The following is a 23,030-nucleotide window of genomic DNA, read 5'->3' on the forward strand; positions in this document are numbered from 1 at the left end:
GGCGGCCTATGCCGGGTCGGCGGTCCGGAATGCCGGCCCTCGCTCGGAGTGAGGCCTCCGGCGTCACCCGGCCCTCACGCGCCAGGGCTGCCATCCCAAGAGGAGCTGTTTAGGGATGGCTGGAGCAGCAAGGGCAACAGTCGAGTGCGAGAGGTCCTGCCCGAGGTCCGTAGCCTGCGCCGGCCTAGCGTTCTAGGAGAGTGGATCCCTAATTGGAGGCCTAAGAGGGCTTGGGTAACAGGCACCACGGCGTTCGGTCGGGGTATAGAAGCGAACAAAGCCCTGCAAGTAGCACTTGGGCATCGTTGGCTGCCAACGGAAGAGATGCTTCGCCCCAGAACTCCTTGAGCTGGGATGTTTGCCAGAAATCATGCCCAATTTTGAAGACACGATTCTCGCCCTTCTCAATTCTCGGAAGGTAGAAACTGGCATAAGTTTCGGGAATAAAAGCATTTATGTTGCAGTGGTCAATGTCAACAAGGCCGACATCAAACTCTTCTTCCAATCCATACCTTATGCCACACATAAGTAGGGACATAAGCAACATGGACGGGTTGGCTAGCCAACGCCATCCGTCGAACTTTCCATGCTTCCTACGCAGCAAGAACTCCACAATCTCGCTCGGCGGAATGCGAGAGTCGGCGATGACGCCGTGATGATTGGTTGCGTCGTTGAACATCAGGCCAAGCACGGTCTCAAATCGCCCATGGGCGGCCGTTCCAAAGAAACCGTCAGCCGCAATCAGTATGAGCGGTGCCTGATCCTCGGAAATCGAGGCGCAGGACAAGGAGTAGGTATCTAACAGGCAGTCAAGTAATTTCAGGACGTACGGTGGCGGTGCTTCGCCCAAGACTCTTAGTGAAAAGGCAGTCCATGCCAGGATCTTTGAGATTCGCAACGGAAGGAAGAAGAGTTCTCCGGCGCCCGTGTTCCCAACTAGCGTGTATGGATGCTCTGCAAGCGACTCAGTTGTTCTCTCAATAACACCAAGTGCTTCATGTGCAATTCCTTCCATTTCTTGAAGTACGAATTGTTGAACCGCCTCTGACTCGGAAACGTCATTTACTAGGTAAGCGATGCAAGCTGAACGAACTTCGGTCGGCCGGAATGGGTCCGGGTGATTGCGGCACGCGAGCGACAACGAGGAGGAAACCTGGCGAGCCAATTGGAGGGATTGTTCGGGCGATGGGTTCGCCTCGGATCGAAGCCTCAGCATCGCGTCACGGACTTCCGCCTGGTCAATTCCCGCCGAGGCTCTACCGTGAAGCTGGAACAACTGAGCCTTCGCTTCCTTCGAGATTGGGCCGATGCCGGCCGAATTACCGAGCGCCCGCCGGACCGGACTATCATCTGAAACATGGGGATTCGCACAAAAGCGGGCTGCGCCAGTAAGGTGGACACCCCAATAAACGGGTGACTGGCCTGTTCGTTCGCGAACCGACACCGCAACATGTTTCGCCACCTCCATGAGGTCCAGGTGGGCTGTCATGTCCTGAACGAAAGTCTTCCCAGTGATGCACTCGACTAAGGCAGACGTACAGAAGCCGCCTTGGTCGTCCTCCATTGCCGGCTGATCCCGCGTGCATGCTGCAAGTAGACTAAGGCCGAATGAATCTAGAGTGCCGATTGTCCTTGGGTTCAATGAAGTGGCGATATCGTCTGCCACTCCGCCACTCTGGCATGCGTCCACAATTATATTGGCGTGGATCGGCCGACAGTCTTGAATAAGAACAAGCAGGTTAGAAAAGGACAAGCTTGTTGCCGCTAGTGAGTTGCGGTCGGTGTTGCGAGCGCAGAGGAACAGCCGATTGTCACGAACCTCCCCGTGTCCGGCAAAGTAGAAGGTCAGGTCTTCAATGGTTTCCTGTGCAATCTTCGCAAACGCTTCCTGTACTGCCGTTGCAGTGGGAGATAACAAAAGAAGAACGGTGTCAGTTCCATTCTCTAATGCTTCCGAGACATTTCGCGCATCGAGCTCTGCGCTCGTGAGGTCGGATAGCGTGGTGCTTTCGTAAGTGTTGCACCCGACCACAATTGCGATTCGCGTCATTCTCGCTCCTCCCGGAACTTTGATCGTCTATCGACCTCTGCCTGATTCGCTTTCTCCTTTTTTCGCTCAATGAGCTCGTCCATCCGCTTCTTGAACTCAGGGCTAGCGCTTTCAATGGCAGCTATTAACGGCGCTGCGTCGGCGGTATGGATCTGTGGTAGTTCGACTTCACCGGTTTCGGATACAGAGAACTCGATCTTTGAAATCATCTCGTAAAACATTTCTGCCAGATTCACAGGTTCGCCTTTAACGACATTGCCGGTTCTGTCGCAGGTGTTACCTATGAGCTGATAGAACGCGCGTTGCTGTTCGTCATGCATCTGGGCGAACATCGAGTGGACTGATTCCTCCACTAGAGAAAGGTCGCCGTTGACAATCCGGGCAAACGGGATCGCCACCTCGGCTGACATTTGTTTTAAGTTCCCATCAGAGCCAGCCTCGTTTGCCGGCTGGGTCCACCGCAAGCCGTGCGTGAGATGAAGGCGGTTCCGGGGCGCAAGCATTTCTGAATGCGCAGCGTCCTGCAGCGCTTGTAGCTTGGAGGCAAATGACGCTTGGACCTCGTTGCTTGCAATCACGCTCGGATGGAACGGATACGACCTCGGCATGCTCTCGTCCTCGTGGCCTCTCGTTCAGCACAGTCTGCCGCAACCGTGGTCCACGAAGGCGGAGCAGGCTGCCTGGGAGAAGCGCGCCCGCACCGAGTGTGCGCAACCGGCGGCTCAATTGGCCGATCAGGGACGCTGTGGGGACTTTTTCGAGGGTGCCGGGATAGGGACGACCACCCGAGGGCGTCGTACACCGGTAAGGCGGCGAAATGTAAAGAAAAAATGGTGGCCGAGGACGGAATTGAACCGCCGACACGGGGATTTTCAATCCCCTGCTCTACCAACTGAGCTACTCGGCCAGGATGTGGCTGGCGCGCCGGGCCGGGGCCGGGCGAGCGCGAGATGATAGCGGAGCGGCCCGCCGCGAGGCAAGCCGCCGCATCGGCAGCCCACGGCGCCCGGTTTCTATTACAACCGTAAATAGATACTGAACGACAATCCCGCCGCCCCTGTCCGCAGCGCTTTTGCGGGAGTAGGGTGGCCTCGTGGTCCACGTCCGGACCCATTCAAGGAGATCCCCATGTCCTCCCGTCTTGCCCTGATGTCCCTGTCCGCTGCGCTGGCCCTGGGCCTGGCCGCGCCGACCCTCGTTGCCGCCAAGGCCGACCCTGTGCAGGAGGCCAAGCGCCTCGAGGCCGCCACCGCCAATGCCGGCGAGCCGGTGGAGCGCGTGCGCTTCCTGCGTCCGATCGACAGCTACGAAGTGGTCGGCGAGCAGCACGTCCTGATCTGGGAAACCCAGCAGAAGGCCTGGCTGGTGGACCTGCGCAAGAGCGCCGCCTGCCGCGACCTCGACCGCGGCATCACCGTCGGCATCGAGAACAACCACGACACCATCAGCACCAAGAACGCCTACATCGTTGGCGAGTACGGTGTGCGCTGCAAGATCATGCAGCTGCGCGAGGTGGACGTGCCGGCGATGCGCCGGATGGAACGCGGCGAAGTGGCCACGGCCGAGTGAAGCACGCCGCCTGGCCCGACAGGCCGCACGCCCAAAGGAAAAGGCCCGCGCAATGCGGGCCTTTTCGTTGGAGCCGCACCGATCGGTCAGGCGTCGGGCGCGACGTAGCCTGCCGGCTTCTCGGCGCCGCCGGCGAACAGGAACTTCTCCATCTCCGCCTCCAGGAAGACCCGGTGCTCGGGATTCATCGGAGACAGCCGGTTCTCGTTGATCAGCATCGTCTGGTGCGCCAGCCACTGCTGCCAGGCCTCGCGGCAGATGTGCTCGAACACGCGCTTGCCCAGCGGGCCGGGCCAGGGCACGAAGGCCAGCCCCTCGGCTTCGTGCTGCATCTTTTCGCAGAAAACGGTGCGGCTCATGGCGTCAGGCTTCCCAATAGTTTCTTGACCGGTGCCGGCAGGCCCACGTCGACCAGGCGGTCGAAGGGCTGCCAGCGCAGGTGCTCATTGTCTCCCACGTTGGCGCTGCTGCGCTCGGCGCGCCAGCTCAGCGGCTCGATGTGCAGTCGGTAGTGGCTGAAGGTGTGCTCGATCAGCGGCAGCGGCTCGGCTGCATCGAAGTCCGCGCGGGCGTGCTGGCCAAGGAAGGCGCGCGCCTCGTCGTGGTCGCCCGCTTCGGGCAGCGACCACAGTCCCGACCACACGCCGGTGGGTGGACGCCGCACCAGCAGCACGTGGCCCTGGTCATCGCGCACCAGCAGCATCAGCGTGCGCCGCTCGGGAAGGGGCTTGCCGGGCTTGGCCTCGGGCAACTGTTCCACCAGCCCCTCGCGACGCGCCACGCAGTCGTCCTGCAGCGGGCACAGCACGCAGGCCGGGTCGTGGCGCGTGCAAAGCGTGGCGCCAAAATCCATGATCGCCTGCGTGTAGTCGGCCATGCGCGATTCCGGCAGCGCGGCTTCCGCGATCTGCCAGAGCTGCTTTTCCACCGCGCTGCCCCCGGGCCACCCGCCGATGCCGTGGTAGCGGCACAGCGTGCGCTTGACGTTGCCGTCCAGGATCGCCAGCCGCTGCCCGTGCGCCTGCGCCAGGATCGCGCCGGCGGTGCTGCGGCCGATGCCCGGCAGCGCCGACAGCGCCTCGAAATCCTGCGGCAGTTCGCCGCCGTGCTGCTGAACGCACAGCTGCGCGGCCTTGTGCAGGTTGCGGGCGCGGGCGTAGTAGCCCAGGCCGGCCCACAGCGCCAGCACGCGGTCGGGTTCGGCGGCGGCCAGCGCGGGCAGGGTGGGCAGGGCCTCAAGGAAGCGCAGGTAGTAAGGAATCACCGTCTGCACCTGCGTCTGCTGCAGCATGATTTCCGAAAGCCAGACGCGGTACGGCGTGCGCGGATGCTGCCAGGGCAGGTCGTGGCGGCCATCGCGGTCGTACCAGGCCAGCAGGCGGTCGGCGAAGTCGCTCATTGCGCGTCCTGCGCGGGCGCAGCCGCCGGCGCGTCTTCCTCGATGCGGACGCGCACGCCTTCCAGCGTGGCGCCGCCGACGCTCAGCTGCGGCGTTTCCATCCGGCCCACCAGTGGCGGCAGCGGCGAAGCGGAGGCCTTGTCTAGCCAGGCCAGGACCTCGGGCACCGCCAGTTCGGTATCGAGCCGGGTCTGGTCCTGCACCAGGCGCAGCGAAAGCGGATCAGCCAGGTCGGTGTCGCCCTCATAGGCCAGGCTGAAATCGAATGGCGCCTCCGATGTGGACAGCGGCTCGGGCAGCGCGGGCCAGTCTTCCGGCCATGCCTGCAGCTGGCCGGCCAGCTTGAAACCGAGCCTGTCGCCGAACCGGGCCTCGCCGCTGGCCTTGAAGCTGGGCAGCGGCGACTGCGAGTCCAGGGTGATGCTGTCCAAGGTCAGCAAAGTGGTGTCGGTGCTGGCATCGAAACTGCCGCCCAGGTCCAGCGTCATCGGCGCGTCCACCGCGTCCATGCGAAGCCGGCCATTGCCGCCCGCGCTGAAGTCCGACTGCAGGCTGGCCTTCGCGATCGCGAGCCGACCCTCGAAGTCGAGCGTCGTGCCGTCGCCGCTGTAGATGAAGGCCACTTCGGCATCCGCGGCCTCATCCGGCGCAAGCCGCGGCAGCGAAAGCGACAGCCCGCCGATGCGCCAGCCGTCGCCCACCACGCTGCCGTCGTTGACGTAGACGCCATCGGTGAAGGTCGGCAGCTCGAACGGTGACTCCGGCCGCGTCGCCTGCCAGGCCGACAGCGCGGCCAGGTCCAGCAAGGGCTGGTCCAGCTGCACGCGCGTGATGACCAGGGACTCACCGCCCAGGATCGTGTCCCAGGGCAGCGAAACCTCGGCGCGTGCGGCGCTGAGCAGTGGCCGGGCGGCACCGGGCTGGCGCGCGGTCAGGCCCGGCAGCACCAGCCGCGGCTCCGGCCGCAGCGCGTACTCCGGGCTGCCGTCAATGCGCAGTTCAAGTCCCAGCGAATCGCCCAGCCGCTGCAGCACGGTGGCCGTCAGCCGCGTCGGTTCCAGCTGGCGGTCCACCCACCACGCAGCCACGCCGGCGAGCACCGCCAGCACCGCAAGCACCCAGGGCCAGCGGCGACGTCGCGCGGGCTTCACCGGGGCTGCCGTCACTCACTCACCCAGCGTGCCGGGCAGCAGCGCATCCACGAAACCTTCCGGGTCGAACACACGCAGGTCCTCGGGCTTCTCGCCCAGGCCCACGTAGCGGATCGGGATGCCGAACTCGCGCGCCAGCGCGAACACCACGCCGCCCTTGGCGGTGCCATCGAGCTTGGTCACCACCAGGCCGGTCACCTTCACCGCGGCGTTGAACTGGCGCAGCTGGTTCACCGCGTTCTGCCCGGTGGTGCCGTCGATCACCAGCAGCACTTCATGCGGCGCGCGCTCGTCCACCTTGGCGATGACGCGGCGGATCTTGCCCAGTTCCGCCATCAGGCCCTGCTGGGTGTGCAGGCGGCCGGCGGTGTCGGCGATCAGGATGTCCACGCCGCGCGCCTTCGCGGCCTGGATGCCGTCGAACGCGACCGAAGCCGCGTCGGCGTTCTGGCCCTGCGCGACCACCGCCACGTTGTTGCGCTCGCCCCAGATCTTCAGCTGTTCCACCGCGGCCGCGCGGAAGGTGTCGCCGGCCGCCAGCATCAGGCTGTGGCCGTCGAGCTGGAAGCGTCGCGCCAGCTTGCCGATGGTGGTGGTCTTGCCGACGCCATTGACGCCGACGGTGAGGATGACGAAGGGCCGGGCTTCCGCATCGATTTCCAGCGGCCGCGCCACCGGCTTGAGCATGGCCAGCAGGTCGTTGCGCAGCGCGGCGAGCAGGGCCTGTGCGTCGGCGAACTCGCGCGCCTTCATGCGCTTGCGCAGCCGCTCGATGATCTCGCCGGTGGCGGTGATGCCCACGTCGGCGCTGACCAGTGCGGTCTCGATCTCGTCCAGCAGGTCTTCGTCCAGCTTCGGGTTGCGCGAGAACAGGCCGCCCAGGCTGCGCGCGAACAGGCTGCCGCCCAGCGTGCCCTTCATCGCCTCGCGGCCCTCGATGCGCTCCATCTCGGCGCGCGCCGCCTTCTGCTCCTGGTGCACGGTGAAGGCGCGGGCCAGGTCGTCCGGGCTGAAGCCCTGGCGCGCGGGCGCCGCCGCGGGTTTGGCCGGCTCGGTCTTTTCGGGTTTCTTCTTCAGGAAATCGAACATCGCGCTGCTTTCGCGGACAATGGCGCGATGTTACCACCCGGCCCCCGGACTCCCCGATGAACCAGCGCCCGCCCGGCGTCGTCCGCATCATCGCCGGCCACCTGCGCGGCTCGAAGCTGCCCGTGGCCGACCGCCCCGGCCTGCGCCCCAGCACCGACCGGGTACGCGAGACCCTGTTCAACTGGCTGCAGGGCGTCACCCCCGGCGCCCGCGTGCTGGACCTGTTCGCCGGCACCGGCGCCCTGGGCTTCGAGGCGGCTTCGCGCGGGGCAGGGCAGGTGCTGCTGGTGGAGAAGGACTCCGGCCTGGCCGAGTCCCTGCGCGCCACCGCCGCCCGGCTCAAGGTGGCCAACCTGCAGGTGCAGCAGGCCGATGCCCTGGCCTGGCTGCGCGGCCCGGCCAAGCCGCGCTTCGACCTGGTGTTCCTTGACCCGCCCTTCGACGCCGGACTTTGGGAGCCGGCGGCCGCGGCCCTGGCGCCGTGGCTGGCCCCCGGCGCGCTGATCTACGTCGAAACGCCGGTCAATGCGACGCCAACGCTGCCCGCGCACTGGCTGCCCCATCGCCAGGCCCAGACCCGCGAGCTGCGCTACGCCCTGTTCCGTGCGCCCCCCAGCCAGGTCCCGGAATCGGCTGCTATAGTGATGGGCGAACCCAATCCGCAGGGCAAACCTTCGGCATGAGCCTGGCCCGAAACCGTGTCGCGCTGTACCCCGGCACCTTCGACCCGATCACCAATGGCCATATCGATCTGGTGGCCCGGGCGTCGACCCTGTTCGAAAAGGTGATCGTCGGCGTGGCCGAAAGCCCCGGCAAGGGCCCGGCCCTGCCCCTGGACGAGCGCGTGGGCCTGGCCCGCACGGCCCTGGCCGGCTACGGCAACGTCGAGGTGCGCGGCTTCAATTCCCTGCTGGCCCATTTCGTCCACGAGATCGGCGCCGGCGTGCTGCTGCGCGGCCTGCGCGCGGTGTCGGACTTCGAATACGAATTCCAGCTGGCCAGCATGAACCGGCACCTGATCCCGGACGTCGAGACCCTGTTCCTGACGCCGGCCGAACAGCACAGTTTCATTTCTTCCAGCCTGGTGCGCGAGGTTGCCCGGCTCGGCGGTGATGTGTCCGGGTTCGTGCACCCGGCCGTCGCGCAGGCCCTGTCCACCCGATGGAAGCGTTCCTGAGACCCACTCACATAAGAGGTATCGCCATGAACCGCGTTTTTGCTCCGATTGCCCTGCTGCTCTCGCTCACCGTGCTCGCCGGCTGCCAGAAGGAAGAGGCCGCGCCGCCGCCGCCGGCCGCCCTGGTCGCGCCGACCGACAGTGACGACGCCGCGTGGAAGGCCTACCTGGGCCAGGTGGTCAACGCCAACCAGGCCGGCGTCACCGACCGCATCTTCCCGTACTACCTGCCGATGAACAGCGCCGAGCCGGCCGAAGGCGACCAGGACGGCAAGACCCAGTACGACCGCCAGCTCGAAAACGTCACCGCCGTCGTGCAGCGCACCGTGCTGCCGGGCAACCTGCTGGCCTTCGGTTCGCCGGACAGCGCCAAGATGGCCGACCTGATCGTCGCCGCCTTCGCAAACCCGGATCCGAATGCGCTCAAGGGTTCGCAGGTGCTGTTCATCGGCAAGCCGGCCGACAGCGATCGCGTCAAGGCGGCGGTGGAAGCCGCCGGCGGCAAGTACATCTTCGTCGAAGCCAAGTGAGTCGCGGCGCGCGTCCCGGCCCTGCGCCGGGACGCGGCGCCTTGCCATGTCCCTGCTGATCAACCAGCTCTGCATCAACTGCGACGTCTGCGCCCCGGCCTGTCCCAACGACGCCATCAGCCAGGGCGAGACCATCTACGTGATCGACCCGCGCCGCTGCACCGAGTGCGTGGGCCACTTCGACGAGCCGCAATGCGTGGTCGTCTGCCCGGTCGAGTGCATCGACCTGGACGCCACCCGGCCCGAATCCCGCGAGCAGCTGCTCGCCAAGTATCTGCAGCTGCAGCAGGAGCCCACCGCGTGACCCGAATCCTTTGCCTTGCCCTGCTGCTGTTCGCGCCACTGGTCGGCGCCGAGGCGCCGCGCGCGCCCGCGACGCCGCCGCACCAGGGCGGCGTGGCCAGCGCCAACGCCTACGCCACCGACGCCGGGCTGGAAATCCTGGCCAAGGGCGGCAATGCCTTCGACGCCGCGGTGGCGGTCAGCGCAACGCTGGGCCTGGTGGAGCCCGAGAGCTCGGGCCTGGGCGGCGGCGGCTTCCTGCTGCTGCACGTGGCCAAGGACGGGCGCGATGTGTTCGTGGATGCGCGCGAGCGCGCGCCGCTGGCTTCAGCCCGCGACATGTTCCTGGATGCAGCCGGCAATGCCGACCGCAAGAAATCCACCGAAGGCGCGCTGGCCGCCGGCATCCCTGGCACGCCCGCGGCGCTGGAACACCTGGCGGTGCGCTACGGCAAGCTGCCGCTGTCGGAGTCGCTGGCCCCGGCGATCCGGCTGGCGCGCGAAGGCTGGAAGTTCGGCCCCAAGAACGCCGCGATGCTGGGCTTCCGCCGCGACGCGATCGCCGCCACGCCCGCGGCGGCCGCGCTGTTCCTGCGCGACGGCCAGGTGCCGGCGCAGGGCACGCTGATGCGCAACGAGGACTACGCCCGCACGCTGGAGCGCATCGCCCGCGAGGGCGCCGACGGCTTCTACCGCGGCGACTACGCGCGTCGTCTGGTGGCTGGCGTGCGCAAGGCCGGCGGCATCTGGACCGAGAGCGACCTGGCCGAATACCGCGTGGTCGAACGTGCGCCGTTGCGCTTCAAGCACCGCGGCTTCGAGATCGTCACCGCGCCGCCGCCGTCGTCGGGCGGCGTGGCCCTGGCCACCATCCTCAACGTGCTCGAGCCCTACGGCTACGAGAAGATGGACAAGGTGCCGCGCACCCACCTGGTGGTGGAAGCGATGCGCCGCGCCTACCGCGACCGCGCCGTCTACCTGGGCGACCCGGACTTCGCGCAGGTGCCGGTACCGCTGCTGACCAGCCGCGACTACGCCGCGGGCCTGCGCGCGGGCATCAGCGCCGAGCGCGCCACGCCCAGCGACATGCTGCCCGGCGTCACCGCCGCCGCCTCGCGGCCCGACACCACGCATTTCTCCATCATCGACGCCGAGGGCAACCTGGCCGCCGTCACCCAGACGGTGAACCTGCCCTACGGCAATTCGCTGGTGGTGCCGGGCACGGGCTTCCTGCTCAACAACGAGATGGACGATTTTTCGGTGAAGCCGGGCGTGCCCAATGCCTTCGGCCTGGTCGGTGACGACGCCAACGCGATCGCGCCGGGCAAGCGTCCGCTGTCGTCGATGACGCCGACCTTCCTGATCGGCAAGGACCGCGTGGCCGTGCTGGGCACGCCGGGCGGCAGCCGCATCGTCACCATGGTGCTGCTGGGCCTGTTCGAGCTGATGGACGGCGGCGGCGCGCAGGCGGCTGCGGATGCGCCGCGTTTCCACCACCAGTACCTGCCGGACCAGCTGTCGGCCGAGCCCGAGGCCTTCACCGCCGAGGAAGCCGCCCAGCTCAAGGCGCGCGGCCACGACGTGCAGATCGGCGACCGCAGCTGGGGCAACATGCAGGTGGTGATGTGGCACCGCGACACCGGCAAGGTCGAGGCCGGCACCGACCCGCGCTGGAAGGGCGTGGGCAAGGGTTCGTCTTCGGACGCCGCTTCCATTTACCGCTGACCGCGCGAAGGAGGGCAGCATGAAACTCTGGTCAATCATGGGCAACTCGCAGCGCCTCGACGGCGGCGCGATGTTCGGCAATGCGCCGCGCGCGATGTGGTCGCGCTGGATCGCGCCCGACGAGGAGAACCGCATTCCGCTGGCCTGCCGTGCGCTACTGGCCAGCCCGCTCAATGGCAAGACCGTGCTGTTCGAGACCGGCATCGGCGCCTTCTTCGAGCCGAAGATGCGCGAGCGTTTCGGCGTTGTCGAGGATCGGCACGTGCTGCTCGACTCGCTGGCGAAGGCCGGCTTCTCGCACGAGGACGTGGACGTGGTGGTGCTCAGCCACCTGCACTTCGACCACGCCGGCGGCCTGCTGTCGGCCTGGCGCGAAGGCGAGGCGCCGTCGCTGCTGTTCCCGAACGCCACCTACGTGGTGGGCGCCGAACACTGGGCCCGCGCCAACGACCCGCACGCTCGCGACCGCGCCAGCTTCATCCCCGAGCTTGCGCCGCTGCTGCAGGCCAGCGGCCGGCTGGAAGTGGTGCAGGGTGAACATTCACGCGCGCTGGGCGACGCGGTGCGCTTCCACTACAGCCAGGGCCACACGCCGGGCCTGATGCTGGCCGAGATCACCGGCGCGGCCGGCGCCGACGGCCAGCCGCACGGCGGCCTGGTGTTCTGCGCCGACCTGATCCCGGGCCGGCCCTGGGTGCACGTGCCGATCACGATGGGCTACGACCGCTACCCGGAACTGATCATCGACGAGAAGCGCGCCTTCCTCGAAGACAAGCTGGCGCGCAACGTGCATCTTTATTTCACCCACGACCCGGACTGCGCGCTGGCGCAGGTGACCCGGGATGCGAAGGGCAAGTTCGGTACCACCCACGAAGTCGCCGAATTGTCGGCGCGACCCCTGGCCGCCTGAGGAAACCACCATGCGCACCCTGCTGATCCTGCCGCTGCTGTTGCTGGCCCCGTCCGCCTTCGCCGCCAACTACGGCGCACCGATGCCCGAGGGCGAGCCCGTTTCGATCGACGTGGCCGCGCGCGACCCCGCCGCGCATGGCGGCGCACCTGCCAAGTTCAGCGGCCGCATCACCGAGGTCTGCCAGAAGAAGGGCTGCTGGGTCGTGCTGGAACACGAAGGCGCCACCGCCCGCGTGATGGCCAAGGACCATGGCTTCGAAGTGCCCAAGGATTCGACGGGCGCCGCCGTGGCCTACGGCGTGCTCGAGCAGGAGCCCATCAGCGCCGAACATGCGCGCCACCTGGTCGAAGACGACGGCGCCAAGGCGCCGGCCGAGCGCGAGCTGCGCATCGTGGCCACCGCCATCGAGATCGCCGACTGAGCGACCGCCGTCATATGCCTGTGACATGGCGGCGTTGAAATACGGGGTCACGCCGCACCGGAACCCGCCATGTCCCAGGAATCCCTGCTTGCTTCCCGCCGCCGCCTGCTCAAGGCCGGTGGCCTGGGCCTTGGCGCCGCGGCGCTGGGCCTGAGCCCGGTCGGCCGCCTGCTGGCCCAGGCCGGCAGCCGCGACCACGTGCACCCCGGCTACGGCCCGCTGTCGGTGGTGCGCGACGGCAACACCGGACTGCCGCTGCTGAAGCTGCCGCAGGGCTTCAGCTACGTCAGCTTCGGATGGACCAACGAGCCGATGGCCGATGGCCAGCGCACGCCCGATTCGCACGACGGCATGGGCGTGGTGCGCGCCGACGGCGACATCCTCACCGTGGTCCGCAACCACGAGGTCAAGGCGGGCTGGGGCAGCTTCGCGCCGGCCTCGGCCACGTATGACCCGCGCTGCGGCGGCGGCACCGCCACCTTGCGCTTCGATGCGCGGCAGGGTCGCTTCCTCGACGCGCGGCCCTCGCTGGGCGGTACCGTCAACAACTGCGCCGGCGGCACCACCCCCTGGGGCACGTGGCTGAGCTGCGAGGAGTTCGTCAGCGCCGCCGGGCCGGTGGATCTGGCCAGCGTCACCCACGAGCTGTCGCACGACCACGGCTTCGTGTTCGAAGTGCCGGCCGACGGCCTGTCGCGCGCCGAGCCGCTGCTGGCCATGGGTCAGTTCAAGCACGAGGCGGTGTCGGTGGATCCGGCCACGGGCATCTTCTACCTCACCGAGGACGTCGAGCCCGAGGCCGGCTTCTACCGCATGATCCCGAAAGTGCCGGGCGAGCCCGTGCGCGGCGGGCGGCTGCAGATGCTCAAGGCGGTGGGCGCGCCCGACCTTCGCTCGGGTCGCCGCACGGGCGAGCGCTTCAAGGTGGAATGGGTCGAGATCGAGCAGCCCGAGCGCGGCGTGGACAGCGAAGGCGGGCCGCGTGGACTGGTGCGGCAGGGCCTGGCCGGCGGCGGCTCGCGCTTCACAAGGCTCGAGGGCTGCATCGTCGGCGACGGCCGCGTCTACTTCACCGCCACCAACGGCGGTGATGCCGCCTGCGGCCAGGTCTGGGCCTACCATCCGCGCGAGCAGATGCTGGAACTGGTGTTCGAGTCGCCCGACCCGCTGGTGCTGGACTACCCGGACAACGTGGTGCTCAGCCCGCGTGGCGGCCTGGTCATCTGCGAGGACTCCGAGCAGCCGGTGCAACGCCTCTACGGCATGACCGCGCAGGGCGGCCTGTTCGAGTTCTGCCGCAACAACGTGCGGCTGGATGGCGCGCTGGGCTTCGCCGGCGACTTCCGCGAAGAGGAATGGGCCGGCGCCTGTTTCTCGCCGGACGGCAAGTGGCTGTTCGCCAATGTCTACGCGCCCGGTTTCACCGTGGCCATCACCGGCCCCTGGCAGCCCGGCCTGATCTGACCGGCATTGCAGGCATTGCGGCGGGCGGCGATGATGCCGCCTGTCCCGCCCTTGCCTGGAAACATCGATGATCACGCTCCTGTATGCCGCGCTCTGCACCCTGCTGGTGCTCTATCTCTCCGGGCGCGTGATCGCGGTGCGCCTGCGCCGGCGCATCGGCATCGGCGACGGCGGTGACCACGACCTGCAGCGGCGCATCCGGGTACATGCCAATGCGGTGGAGTACCTGCCGCTGGCCCTGCTGCTGCTGGGCGGCATGGAGCTCAACGGCTATCCCAATGCGGTGATCCACGGCTTCGGCATCACGCTGGTGGTCTCCCGCCTGCTGCACGCCTGGGGCCTGAGCCGCAGCTCCGGCGCAAGCCCCGGCCGCTTCGCCGGCGTGCTGCTCACCCTGCTGCTGATGCTGGCCATGTCGGTCTTCGCCATCGTCGGCTACGTGCAGCCGCTGCTGGCTGTCGACCAGACCGTCGAGGAAATTTAGTTTCCCGATGGGCTATGGCGCCGGCGTCACCGCGGAAGCGAAGGTCACTTTCTGCTCAGCAAGGCCTTTATTTCGCAGAAAGTGACCTTCGCTTCCACGGCGCCGCCGGTGCATCCATCGCGGGCACTCAAAGGAAGGCCCGTGGCCGCGCGCTTCGATGCTTGCGCGTGTGCGATCCGGACTAAGGCGGATCATCTCTCCTGCGGATCCCGCGGTTAAACGATTCCGCACACCTGCCACCATCGCGTCAGCGCGTGCGTGTCCACCTGGACACGCGAATACCTTGGTCGCGAGCTGGATGGACGTCGAGACCGAGACACCTGTCCGCCCGGCGGCGGGGGTGGGTTCTTGGCGATCACGAGAAGCGCATCTGGCCGGTAAAGCAACCAGCTCGCGCTGCCGCGCGTAGCTCCGCCGGACGGGCCTTTGTTCCGGCTCACGCACGCGTTAGACGATTGGAGTCCTACGCGAACTAATTACGGACTTTCCTGGTTGCGGCGCGGCGTGTGAGACACGGGAGCCGCTCCTCGCGCTAGACCCGAACTCACACCCGCCGCCGGGCGGATAGGAGATTCGGTCTTGGCGTCCATCCAGCCCGCGACCAAGCCGGTTGCGTGTCCAGGTGGACACGCACGCGTTGACGCGCTGGCGCCAAGTCGACCGCACTGTTTCACCGCGTGATCAGCAGGAGAGATGGTCCGACTTGGTCCGGATGGCACACGCGCAAGCATCGAAGCGCGCGGCTACGGGCCTTCCTGACAGCAAACCGGATGATCCGGACCAGGCGGGACGTGGAGGTGCAGGTCACTTTCTGCGAAATAAAGGCCTCACTGAGCAGAAAGTGACCTGCACCTCCGCGGCCCGTCCGGCGCCAGATAACTCAGCGCGGTGGGGCGAGAAGCTCGGTGCGGCTCAGGTAGCCGTCGGCGTTGCCGTCCTGGCGGCGGAACTGCGCGGTGAAGCGCTCGTGGTGCTCGGCCAGCGTGAGCGGCTTGGCGTTGGGGATGTGCTGCTCGCCGGGCTCGAGCACGTCGTTGAGGTTGGTGTCCATCTGCCGGAACGCGAAGCTCATGCGCTCCAGGAACTCCTGCAGCGACACCCTTCCATCACCGTCCAGGTCCACCCGGGTGAAATAGTCGTCCGACTGTGCCCAAGCGGGGCCGGCGCAGGCGAACACCACCAGCGCGATCCAGGCCAGTGCGCGGCGACGATCAGCCCGCATACACGGTGATCTCTTCGCGGTCGTGGTAGAGCTGCTTCGCGCGCAGCGTCAGCGGCCGGCCGGCATGGTCGACGAAATGCTGCAGGCAGTCGCGGGTCTCGTCCCAGCGCTTCTTCATCGGCAGCTTGAGGTTGAAGATGGCGTGCTTGCACCAGCCCTCGCGGAACCAGGTGGCCATGCGGTCGGCCACCTTGCGCGGCGACTCGACCATGTCGCACACCAGCCAGTCCATCGGCTTGGGCGGCTGCCAGCGGAAGCCGTCGGCGCGGATGTGTTCGATGATCGGCATGTCCATCGCGGTCTGCGCCATCGGCCCGTTGTCCACCGCCAGCACCCGCACGTGCATGCGCGCCAGTACCCAGCTCCAGCCGCCGGGCGCGGCGCCCAGGTCGGCGGCGAACATGCCGGGCTTGATGAACTCGGCGCGCTCCTTTTCGGTCAGCAGGGTCATCAGCGCTTCTTCGAGCTTGAGCGCGGAGCGGCTGGGCGCATCGGCATGCGCACGCAGCCGCGGCACGCCCAGCGGCCACGGCGAAGCGTCCTTGGCGTCGGCGCTGGCCAGCAGGGCATGGTCGCCGGCGAGCATCATCACGTGCAGGCGCGGCAGCCGCGGATCGTCCTTGTCGGTGAGCAGGCCGCGCTGGCGCAGCGCCGGGCGCAGCGCGTTGCCGAAGGAGCGGGCGAGGGCGGCGAGTTGTTTGCCCTCGTCCGAATCGGGGTGCTCGACCATCAGGTCGCCGTAGCGGCCGCGGCCGCCCAGCACCTCCATGATCGGCGTGATGCGGTCCTTGGGGTCCATGCCCGCCACGTCGGCCAGCAGCCGCAGCTTCTGGCGCGCGAAGATCAGCGTGGACCAGGGCAGGGCACGCGACAGCGCGGCGCCGTCCTCCACGCCGAGGAACTCGACGTAGCCGGCATTGCGCTGCGTGCGGGCATAGCCCGGGCAGCCGGCGATGGCCGCGCGCTCGCCCAGTTCGGCGGCGAGCTCGGGCTCGAAGCCGGGGCGGCAGTAGGCCAGCAGGCCATCAGTAGACAAGGCCACTTTCTCCGTAGTCGCGCAGCACGTCGCGCGCGTGGTCGCGCATCAGGTCGGTGTGTACTTCGATGCCTCGCTTGCGCAGCTCGCCGGCCCAGTCGGCCGGCAGCGGGCCTTCGTCGAAGCCGGCCAGGGTCTGCACGTCGTCGGCGGTGGCTGCGATCAGCAGCTCGTCGATGCCGGCCCAGATCAGGGCGCCGTAGCACATCGAGCAGGGCTGGGCCGAGGTGGCCAGGGTGATGCGTTCGCCGCCCAGGTTCAGGCGGAAACTCTGCATGCGCTGCTGGCTGGTGGTCAGCGCCATCACCTCGGCGTGCGCCGCCGAGCAGTTGTGCGGCACCACGCGGTTCACGCCCACGCCCACCAGGCGGCCGGCGCCGGTGAATACGGCGGCGCCGAACGGGCCGCCGCTGCGGTGGTCCACGTTCAGTCGCGACAGCCTGATGGCCAGCGCGATGCGGCTCTCGGCATCCGGATACAGGCGGTCGCCGTCCACGTCCTCGTGGATCCAGGCCGGCAGCGTCAGGTGCAGCTGCGCGTAGATCACGTCAGCCACCGGCCTTGCCGGCCCAGTTGTCGCGCAGGGTCACGGCGCGGTTGAACACCGGACGGTCGGCGCGGTGGTCGTGGCGGTCGGCGACGAAAAAGCCCAGGCGCTCGAACTGCAGCGCCTGCTCGGGCTGCAGCGCGGCGGCCGACGGCTCGACGTAGCCGCGTACCACGCGCACCGAGTCGGGATTCATGTAGTCGCGATAGGTCTTGCCGCCTTCGTCCTGGTCGGGATCGGGCACGGTGAACAGGCGGTCGTACAGGCGCAGCTCGGCCGGTACCGCGGTGGCCGCGGCCACCCAGTGGATGGTGCCCTTCACCTTGCGGTCGGCGCCAGGCAGGCCGGCGCGGCTGTCCGGGTCGAGCGTGCAGTGCACCGCGACCACGGCATCGCCTTCCTTGACCACGTCGGTGCAGCGCACGATGCCGACGCCGCGCAGGCGCACTTCGCCGCCCGGCACCAGGCGGTGGAAGCCCTTGGGCGGCACTTCCATGAAATCCTCGCGCTCTATCCACAGCACCGGAGAGAACGGGACTTCGCGCTCGCCGAAGGACGGATCCTTCGGGTGGTTGGAGAAGCGGATCGTTTCGGCGTGGCCTTCATCCAGGTTGGTGATCACCAGCTTCAGCGGATCCACCACGCCCATGCGGCGCGGCGCGGCGGCGTCCAGCGTCTCGCGGATGCAGCCTTCCAGCACCGAGAAGTCGATCAGCGAATTCTGCTTGCTGATGCCGACCCGGTCGGCCAGCAGGCGCAGCGCCGCCGGCGGGCAGCCACGGCGGCGCAGGCCCTGCAGCGTGGGCATGCGCGGATCGTCCCAGCCCGACACCAGGCCTTCGCCGACCAGGGCCAGCAGCTTGCGCTTGCTCATCACGGTGTAGTTGATGTTCAGTCGCGAGAACTCGATCTGGCGCGGCTTGGCGACCGGGGCGTCCAGTCCGGCGTCGAGCAGCGGCTGGTAGAGGTCCGGGTTGCGCGGCAGGTCCACGTGGTCCACGAACCAGTCGTACAGCGGCCGGTGGTCCTCGAACTCCAGCGTGCACAGCGAATGCGTGATGCCTTCCAGCGCGTCGCTGAGGCAGTGCGCGTAGTCGTACATCGGGTAGATCGGCCAGGCGTTGCCGGTGTTCTGGTGCTCGACGTGCTTGATGCGGTAGATGGCCGGGTCGCGCAGGTTGATGTTTCCGCTGGCCATGTCGATCTTTGCGCGCAGGGTGCGGGCGCCGTCGGGAAACTCGCCGGCGCGCATGCGCGTGAACAGGTCCAGGTTCTCGGCCACGCTGCGATCGCGGAAGGGCGAGTTGCGGCCCGGCTCGGTGAGCGTGCCGCGGTAGGCGCGCACCTGCTCGGCGTCCAGGTCGCAGACGTAGGCCTTGCCGTCCTGCACCAGCTTCAGCGCGCTGCGGTAGAAGACCTCGAAGTAGTCCGAGGCATGGCGCAGCTCGGCCCACTCGAAGCCCAGCCAGCGCACGTCTTCCTTGATGGCCTCGACGTACTCGGGGTCTTCCCGGGCCGGGTTGGTGTCGTCGAAACGCAGGTTGACCGGGCCGCCGAACTCTCGGCCGATGCCGAAGTTCAGGCAGATCGACTTGGCGTGGCCGATGTGCAGGTAGCCATTGGGTTCGGGCGGGAAGCGCGTGCGCACGGCCGCGTGCTTACCCGAGGCCAGGTCCTCGCGGATGATCTGCCGGATGAAGTCGTTCTTTTCCGGCGCGGTGGCGTCGGCGGGCTTGGGCGAGGAGGTCATGCGTCCGCAGGGATGGGGAGGGGTCGCCCAGTTTACCGGCTGCCGGCCCCCGCCGCGGCCCCGGGCCTGAACGCCGGGCGCCGCGCGAGTATAGAATCGGACGGCCGGGGGGCGTTGCGCTGTCTTGGGGAGTGACCAGCTTGCACATCATGCGGGCCGCAATAAGCGTCGTCGGTGGGCTGCTGCTCGCCCTGATGCTGCCCCTGGCCGCGCGCGCCGCCGAGCTGGCGGTCCAGCCGGCCTTCGAACTGGCGGTGATGGAAACGCCGCAGGGCACGACCCTGGACGACATCCTGACCGGCCGGGCCCAGCCCGGCTTCACGCCGGTGCTCACGCCGGGCTTCCCGTTCCAGGCCCGCGAGGGCCAGGTGCTGTGGGTGCGGGTGCGCACCGAACTTCCGCCGGCCCCTCCGGGCGGGTGGCGCGTCGGCATCGTCCGCGTGCCCTTGGACCACATCCGCCTGCGCGTGCAGCCGCCGGGCGCCGTGGTCTCGCGCGCCAGCTTCTTCGTCACCGGCAAGGACTCCACGCCCTGGCCGGCCACCTTCGAGCTCAAGCTGCCGCCGGAGCTTCAGGGTCGCACCACGCTCTACCTGGAGCTGGAAGGGAAGGTGCGCGGAGGCTTCCACCTGCGCCTGCGGGACGCCGCATCCGCGGACGGGGGCGAGGCCCGCGCGCGCGGTTTCTTCCGTCTGGTCTACGGGCTGTTCCTGCTGGTGGCGGCCCTGTCGGTGATCCGCTACGTCGAGGACAACCGCTCCGGCGCGCTGGCCGTGGGCGCCGCCGCGCTTTGCTCCTGGCTGGCCTGCCTGGGCTTCAATGGCCACGTGTATTCGCTGCCCGAGGTGGCGCTGCTGTCGGGCCTGGGCGCGACCGTGCCGCAGGCCCTGCTGCTGCTGGGTGCGGGGCCGCTGGTGCTGGCCACGCGCTACTACAGCGGCCTGGCGAAGTCGGCCCCGGGCATGGTGCCTTGGGCGCGTGCGCTGGGCTGGGCGTTGCTGCTGCTGGCCGTGTTCGGACTGTTCGCCTCCAGCACGCCGCCCGCGCTGCTGCAGGCCCTGGCCTGGCTGGGCTACGGCATCGCCGGCGTCGCCTGCCTGCTGATGCTGCTGGTGGATTCGCGCAGCTATCGCTGGGCGCCGCTGCTGACCCTGCTGGCCACGGCGGCCGCCGTGGTGGTGCGCGTGCTCACCGACCTGCAGGTATTGCCCGCCAGCCTTTACAACCTCTATGGCTGGCAGCTGCTGCTGGCGATCACGGTGACGCTGTACCTGGCCTTGCCCTGGATCCGCGCGCGCCTGCAGCAGTGGGCCATCCGCAAGCGGGCCGAAAAGCCCGAGCCCAGCGCCACCGAGAAGATCGCCGCCGCGCGCGAGCGCCTGATGGAAAGCCTGCAGTCGGGCCTGAAGAACGCGGCCGACGGCGACCTGAAGTGGATCGCCTTCCGCCGCCTGCTCGATGGCCTCAAGAGCGTGCTGCCGCAGAGTTCCGCCGCGGTGGTGGCCATGCACTTCCACGGCGAGGACCTGCTGCAGGTCGAACCGCCCGATGCCGAAGACCGCTATCGCGAGCTGCTTTCCCAGCGTGCCACCCTGCTCAAGAACCTCAGTCGCCTGCGGGCGCCACAGCAGATCGGCATCGATTTCGACGGGCCGCAGGGACCGCTGGACCAGGTGCAGCTGGCGATCATTCCGCTGCCGGTCGGCCGTCCGGGCTGGGGAGCGCTGCTGGTCGAGCGCAGCGCCGACGTGACCTACAGCGATGCCGAGCTGGCGCTGTGCACAGAGTTCGCCGCGATGGCGATCGTGGCCGGTGAAGAGGCCGCCAACGTCGTCAGCGCCCAGCGTGCCGCCGATACCGATGCCGCCACCGGCGTGCTTCGGGCCGAGCCCTTGCGCGCGGCGCTGGCCAGGCACATCGACCATTCGCGGCAGAAGCAGGTACCGATGAGCCTGCTCTACGTGCTGGTGGACCAGTTGCCCGGACTGCGCGAGACCGGTGGCGAAGTCGGCGCCACCGCCGGCCTGCGGCCCGTGGCCGAGCTGCTGCGCGAGGAAGTGGACTATGGCGACCTGATCGGCCGCTCCGGCCCCGACGGCTTCCTGCTGGTGGCCAACGGCAAGCGCCTGATCGAGGCGCGCGACTATGCCGAGCGCCTGCGCGCGGCGGTGGCGCGCATGCCGGTGGATGCCCGCATTGCCGCCAGCCTGACGGTGAGCATCGGCGTGGCCCAGGCCGGACCGGCCGAGCGCGATGCCGCAGCCCTGGTGGAGCGCGCGCTGAAGGCGGCGCAGATCGCCAGCAAGAACGGCGGCAACCAGATCTTCAGTTGAGCGCCGTGGCCGGGCATGATGCCCGGGCCGCGACCTGCGGCGTCCGCGAGGCATCCATGGCCACCACGCTCGTCATCGGCAACAAGAACTATTCGTCCTGGTCGCTGCGGCCCTGGCTGCTGATGCGCCACGCCGGGGTGGCCTTCGACGAGGTGAGGCTGCCGCTGGATACCCCCGAGTTCCACGCCCGGGTCGGGCAGTGGTCGCCCACCCAGCGCGTGCCGGTGCTGCGCGACGGCGAGCTGACCGTGTGGGATTCGCTGGCCATCTGCGAATACGTGAACGAGCGTTGGCTTGACGGTGCCGGCTGGCCAGCCGCCAGAGACGCGCGCGCCGTCGCACGTTCGGCCGCGGCTGAAATGCATTCGGGTTTCGCCGCAATGCGCGGCCAGCTGCCGATGAACGTGCGGCGCCAGCCCGACGCCAGGCGCTGGGACGCCGACGCCGGGCGCGACATCGATCGCATCCAGGCGCTGTGGCGCGAGCTGCGCACGCGTTTCGGCGGCGACGGTCCCTTCCTTTGCGGCCGGTTCGGCATCGTGGATGCGATGTACGCGCCGGTGTGCGTGCGCTTCCGCGGCTACGGCGTCCGCGCCGACGATGTTGCCTCGGCTTACATGGACGCGGTCTTCTCCCTGCCGGCGATGCGCGAGTGGGAGGCTTCGGCCCTGGCCGAAACCGAACGCGTCGCCGCGGACGAGGCCTGAACATGGGTGGCTTCGCCGACCTGATCCGCGACGTGCCGGATTTCCCGAAGCCGGGCATCGTCTTCAAGGACATCCTGCCGGTGCTTTCGGATCCAGCTGCGTTTGCATCGGCCATCAACGCGCTCAGCGATCCCTGGCGCACGCTCGGCCTGACGGCGGTGGCCGGCATCGAGGCGCGCGGCTTCATCCTGGGGGCGGCGATGGCGCGCGAGTTGGGCGTGGGTTTCGTGCCGCTGCGCAAGCCCGGCAAGCTGCCGGGCCAGCTGCACGAAGTGGCCTACGCGCTCGAGTACGGCCACGACCGCCTGCAGGTGCAGCGCGATGCGTTCGCCGCCGGCAGCCGCGTGCTGCTGGTGGATGATGTGCTGGCCACCGGCGGCACCCTGGTCGCGGCCGCGGAATTGCTGCAGGCCACCGGCGCCGAACTGGTGGGCGCGGCGGTACTGGTGGAGCTTCGCGCCCTCGGCGGTCGCGCGCGGTGGACGTGCCCGGCGCCGCTGCACGCCACGCTGGCCTACTGACTCAGTTGGCGGAAATCGCGCACACGTAGATCAGCTCGCAGGATCCGTCGCCGCTGTCCTCGCGGGTCAGCGAGCTGCGCCAGTGCCAGCCATCCTCGCGGCGTGCCTCCACAAGCCAGCCCTGCAGCTGCACGGTCTGGTCGGGGCGCACGCGCGACATGGCCTGCGCAACCCCGGCGTTGGCCGGGATCAGGTGCATGTTGGCGCTGGAGCGGATGATCTCGCCCAGTTCAAGCGGCGGCCCTTCGCTGCCCCAGCGGTAGTGGTACCAGCGGCCGGACTGCGAGATGGAAAGCTGCCGGTACACGGCCGGATCGGACATGCGCTGCCAGCCCAGGGCCAGGTCGGTGGGCGACAGGGCGGCGCCCGCATCGAAGCGATAATCCTCGCGCGCCAGCACGCGCGCCTGCAGTGCGAAGCCCGCCAGGGGCGTGATGGTGAATTCGCCGTGCCGGAACGGACCCATCGTGTCGGGAACGTCGCTCTGCATCGGCGCTTCGCCCGCCCGCGCGGCCGCCTGGGGGACGCAGTTCACCAGGCCTTGCCCGGACAGGGATTGCGCCACCACCAAGTCGGGGCTTCGATTGGCTGCCCAGAGCAAGGCGCCAATGCAGGCGAGAAGGAAGATCCATATCCAGCGCGGCATGGGTGGTCTCGTCG

24 protein-coding genes and 1 tRNA gene are annotated in these 23,030 nt (G+C 68.3%); 13 read left to right on the forward strand and 12 right to left on the reverse strand.

The annotated features are described in order from the left end of the window. Positions 1-220: 220 nt before the first annotated feature. The 3 genes from ACOQFR_RS15540 to ACOQFR_RS15550 form a co-directional block, all read right to left on the reverse strand. The gene (locus ACOQFR_RS15540) at positions 221-2,050 is read right to left on the reverse strand and encodes a caspase family protein (RefSeq protein WP_421383593.1); all 1,830 of its coding nucleotides are present in this window, start codon (positions 2,048-2,050) and stop codon (positions 221-223) included. Continuing rightward, on the reverse strand, positions 2,047-2,658 hold the full coding sequence (locus tag ACOQFR_RS15545) for a hypothetical protein (protein ID WP_421383595.1): 612 nt from the start codon (positions 2,656-2,658) through the stop codon (positions 2,047-2,049). Before ACOQFR_RS15545 ends, ACOQFR_RS15540 begins: the two co-directional genes overlap by 4 nt. 223 nt (positions 2,659-2,881) lie before the next feature. Continuing rightward, a tRNA-Phe gene (locus ACOQFR_RS15550) sits at positions 2,882-2,957 on the reverse strand. A 221-nt stretch (positions 2,958-3,178) separates the two neighbouring features. Here ACOQFR_RS15550 and ACOQFR_RS15555 point away from each other — a divergent pair. Then, entirely contained in the window at positions 3,179-3,619 is a 441-nt protein-coding gene (locus ACOQFR_RS15555; RefSeq protein ID WP_421383597.1) for a DUF6491 family protein, read from the forward strand. 86 nt (positions 3,620-3,705) lie between these two features. On the opposite strand, the gene ACOQFR_RS15560 is transcribed toward ACOQFR_RS15555, so the two are convergent. The 4 genes from ACOQFR_RS15560 to ftsY are packed head-to-tail and all read right to left on the reverse strand — an operon-like array spanning position 3,706 to position 7,258. Further along, a complete protein-coding gene (locus ACOQFR_RS15560; RefSeq protein WP_421383599.1) occupies positions 3,706-3,978 on the reverse strand; it encodes an oxidative damage protection protein in 273 nt (90 codons plus the stop codon). Beyond that, entirely contained in the window at positions 3,975-5,018 is a 1,044-nt protein-coding gene (mutY, locus tag ACOQFR_RS15565) for an A/G-specific adenine glycosylase (RefSeq protein WP_421383601.1), read from the reverse strand. Before mutY ends, ACOQFR_RS15560 begins: the two co-directional genes overlap by 4 nt. Continuing rightward, positions 5,015-6,184 (reverse strand): hypothetical protein, encoded by a 1,170-nt coding sequence (locus ACOQFR_RS15570; protein ID WP_421383603.1) that lies wholly within the window; start codon positions 6,182-6,184, stop codon positions 5,015-5,017. The genes mutY and ACOQFR_RS15570 overlap by 4 nt, the downstream gene beginning before the upstream one ends. Continuing rightward, positions 6,185-7,258: a signal recognition particle-docking protein FtsY gene (ftsY, locus tag ACOQFR_RS15575; RefSeq protein ID WP_421383605.1), complete on the reverse strand. Its 1,074-nt coding sequence runs from the start codon at positions 7,256-7,258 to the stop codon at positions 6,185-6,187. A 56-nt stretch (positions 7,259-7,314) separates the two neighbouring features. On the opposite strand from ftsY, the gene rsmD reads away from it, so the two are divergent. From rsmD to ACOQFR_RS15620, 9 genes are all read left to right on the forward strand, one after another. After that, complete coding sequence (gene rsmD / locus ACOQFR_RS15580; protein WP_421383607.1) at positions 7,315-7,941, forward strand: 16S rRNA (guanine(966)-N(2))-methyltransferase RsmD; 627 nt, start codon at positions 7,315-7,317, stop codon at positions 7,939-7,941. Continuing rightward, positions 7,938-8,435 (forward strand): pantetheine-phosphate adenylyltransferase, encoded by a 498-nt coding sequence (gene coaD / locus ACOQFR_RS15585; protein WP_421383609.1) that lies wholly within the window; start codon positions 7,938-7,940, stop codon positions 8,433-8,435. Before rsmD ends, coaD begins: the two co-directional genes overlap by 4 nt. A gap of 26 nt (positions 8,436-8,461) precedes the next feature. Continuing rightward, positions 8,462-8,965, forward strand: coding sequence for a hypothetical protein (locus tag ACOQFR_RS15590; protein WP_421383611.1), 504 nt, complete (start codon positions 8,462-8,464; stop codon positions 8,963-8,965). Between the two features lie 46 nt (positions 8,966-9,011). Further along, complete coding sequence (locus ACOQFR_RS15595; RefSeq protein ID WP_421383613.1) at positions 9,012-9,269, forward strand: YfhL family 4Fe-4S dicluster ferredoxin; 258 nt, start codon at positions 9,012-9,014, stop codon at positions 9,267-9,269. Further along, a complete protein-coding gene (ggt, locus tag ACOQFR_RS15600; RefSeq protein ID WP_421383615.1) occupies positions 9,266-10,972 on the forward strand; it encodes a gamma-glutamyltransferase in 1,707 nt (568 codons plus the stop codon). The genes ACOQFR_RS15595 and ggt overlap by 4 nt, the downstream gene beginning before the upstream one ends. Positions 10,973-10,991: 19 nt before the next feature. Continuing rightward, complete coding sequence (locus ACOQFR_RS15605; RefSeq protein WP_421383617.1) at positions 10,992-11,882, forward strand: MBL fold metallo-hydrolase; 891 nt, start codon at positions 10,992-10,994, stop codon at positions 11,880-11,882. 10 nt (positions 11,883-11,892) lie between these two features. After that, on the forward strand, positions 11,893-12,306 hold the full coding sequence (locus ACOQFR_RS15610; RefSeq protein WP_421383619.1) for a DUF4920 domain-containing protein: 414 nt from the start codon (positions 11,893-11,895) through the stop codon (positions 12,304-12,306). A 69-nt stretch (positions 12,307-12,375) separates the two neighbouring features. Continuing rightward, complete coding sequence (locus ACOQFR_RS15615) at positions 12,376-13,770, forward strand: alkaline phosphatase PhoX (protein ID WP_421383621.1); 1,395 nt, start codon at positions 12,376-12,378, stop codon at positions 13,768-13,770. Between the two features lie 67 nt (positions 13,771-13,837). Next, on the forward strand, positions 13,838-14,254 hold the full coding sequence (locus ACOQFR_RS15620; RefSeq protein WP_421383623.1) for an MAPEG family protein: 417 nt from the start codon (positions 13,838-13,840) through the stop codon (positions 14,252-14,254). A gap of 880 nt (positions 14,255-15,134) precedes the next feature. Here the strand turns inward: ACOQFR_RS15620 and ACOQFR_RS15625 are convergent. Genes ACOQFR_RS15625 through ACOQFR_RS15640 form a run of 4 tightly spaced genes read right to left on the reverse strand, consistent with a single transcriptional unit; the run spans position 15,135 to position 18,809 of the window. After that, positions 15,135-15,476, reverse strand: coding sequence for a hypothetical protein (locus ACOQFR_RS15625; RefSeq protein WP_421383625.1), 342 nt, complete (start codon positions 15,474-15,476; stop codon positions 15,135-15,137). Further along, positions 15,466-16,512: a 23S rRNA (cytidine(2498)-2'-O)-methyltransferase RlmM gene (gene rlmM, locus ACOQFR_RS15630; RefSeq protein WP_421383627.1), complete on the reverse strand. Its 1,047-nt coding sequence runs from the start codon at positions 16,510-16,512 to the stop codon at positions 15,466-15,468. The genes ACOQFR_RS15625 and rlmM overlap by 11 nt, the downstream gene beginning before the upstream one ends. Then, positions 16,502-17,059, reverse strand: coding sequence for a nucleoside deaminase (locus ACOQFR_RS15635; RefSeq protein ID WP_421383697.1), 558 nt, complete (start codon positions 17,057-17,059; stop codon positions 16,502-16,504). Before ACOQFR_RS15635 ends, rlmM begins: the two co-directional genes overlap by 11 nt. A gap of 1 nt (position 17,060) precedes the next feature. Then, on the reverse strand, positions 17,061-18,809 hold the full coding sequence (locus tag ACOQFR_RS15640; protein ID WP_421383629.1) for a glutamine--tRNA ligase/YqeY domain fusion protein: 1,749 nt from the start codon (positions 18,807-18,809) through the stop codon (positions 17,061-17,063). A 131-nt stretch (positions 18,810-18,940) separates the two neighbouring features. On the opposite strand from ACOQFR_RS15640, the gene ACOQFR_RS15645 reads away from it, so the two are divergent. Genes ACOQFR_RS15645 through ACOQFR_RS15655 form a run of 3 tightly spaced genes read left to right on the forward strand, consistent with a single transcriptional unit; the run spans position 18,941 to position 22,370 of the window. Beyond that, positions 18,941-21,142, forward strand: coding sequence for a diguanylate cyclase (locus tag ACOQFR_RS15645; protein ID WP_421383631.1), 2,202 nt, complete (start codon positions 18,941-18,943; stop codon positions 21,140-21,142). 56 nt (positions 21,143-21,198) lie between these two features. Beyond that, positions 21,199-21,849, forward strand: coding sequence for a glutathione S-transferase family protein (locus tag ACOQFR_RS15650; protein WP_421383633.1), 651 nt, complete (start codon positions 21,199-21,201; stop codon positions 21,847-21,849). A 2-nt stretch (positions 21,850-21,851) separates the two neighbouring features. Further along, positions 21,852-22,370, forward strand: coding sequence for an adenine phosphoribosyltransferase (locus tag ACOQFR_RS15655; protein WP_421383635.1), 519 nt, complete (start codon positions 21,852-21,854; stop codon positions 22,368-22,370). Between the two features lies 1 nt (position 22,371). Here the strand turns inward: ACOQFR_RS15655 and ACOQFR_RS15660 are convergent, their stop codons facing one another. After that, positions 22,372-23,016, reverse strand: a complete 645-nt coding sequence (locus ACOQFR_RS15660) for a hypothetical protein (RefSeq protein ID WP_421383637.1) — start codon at positions 23,014-23,016, stop codon at positions 22,372-22,374. Between the last annotated feature and the right edge of the window lie 14 nt (positions 23,017-23,030).

The sequence above is a fragment of the Arenimonas sp. MALMAid1274 genome (assembly GCF_049195245.1).
Taxonomy (GTDB): Bacteria; Pseudomonadota; Gammaproteobacteria; order Xanthomonadales; family Xanthomonadaceae; genus Arenimonas.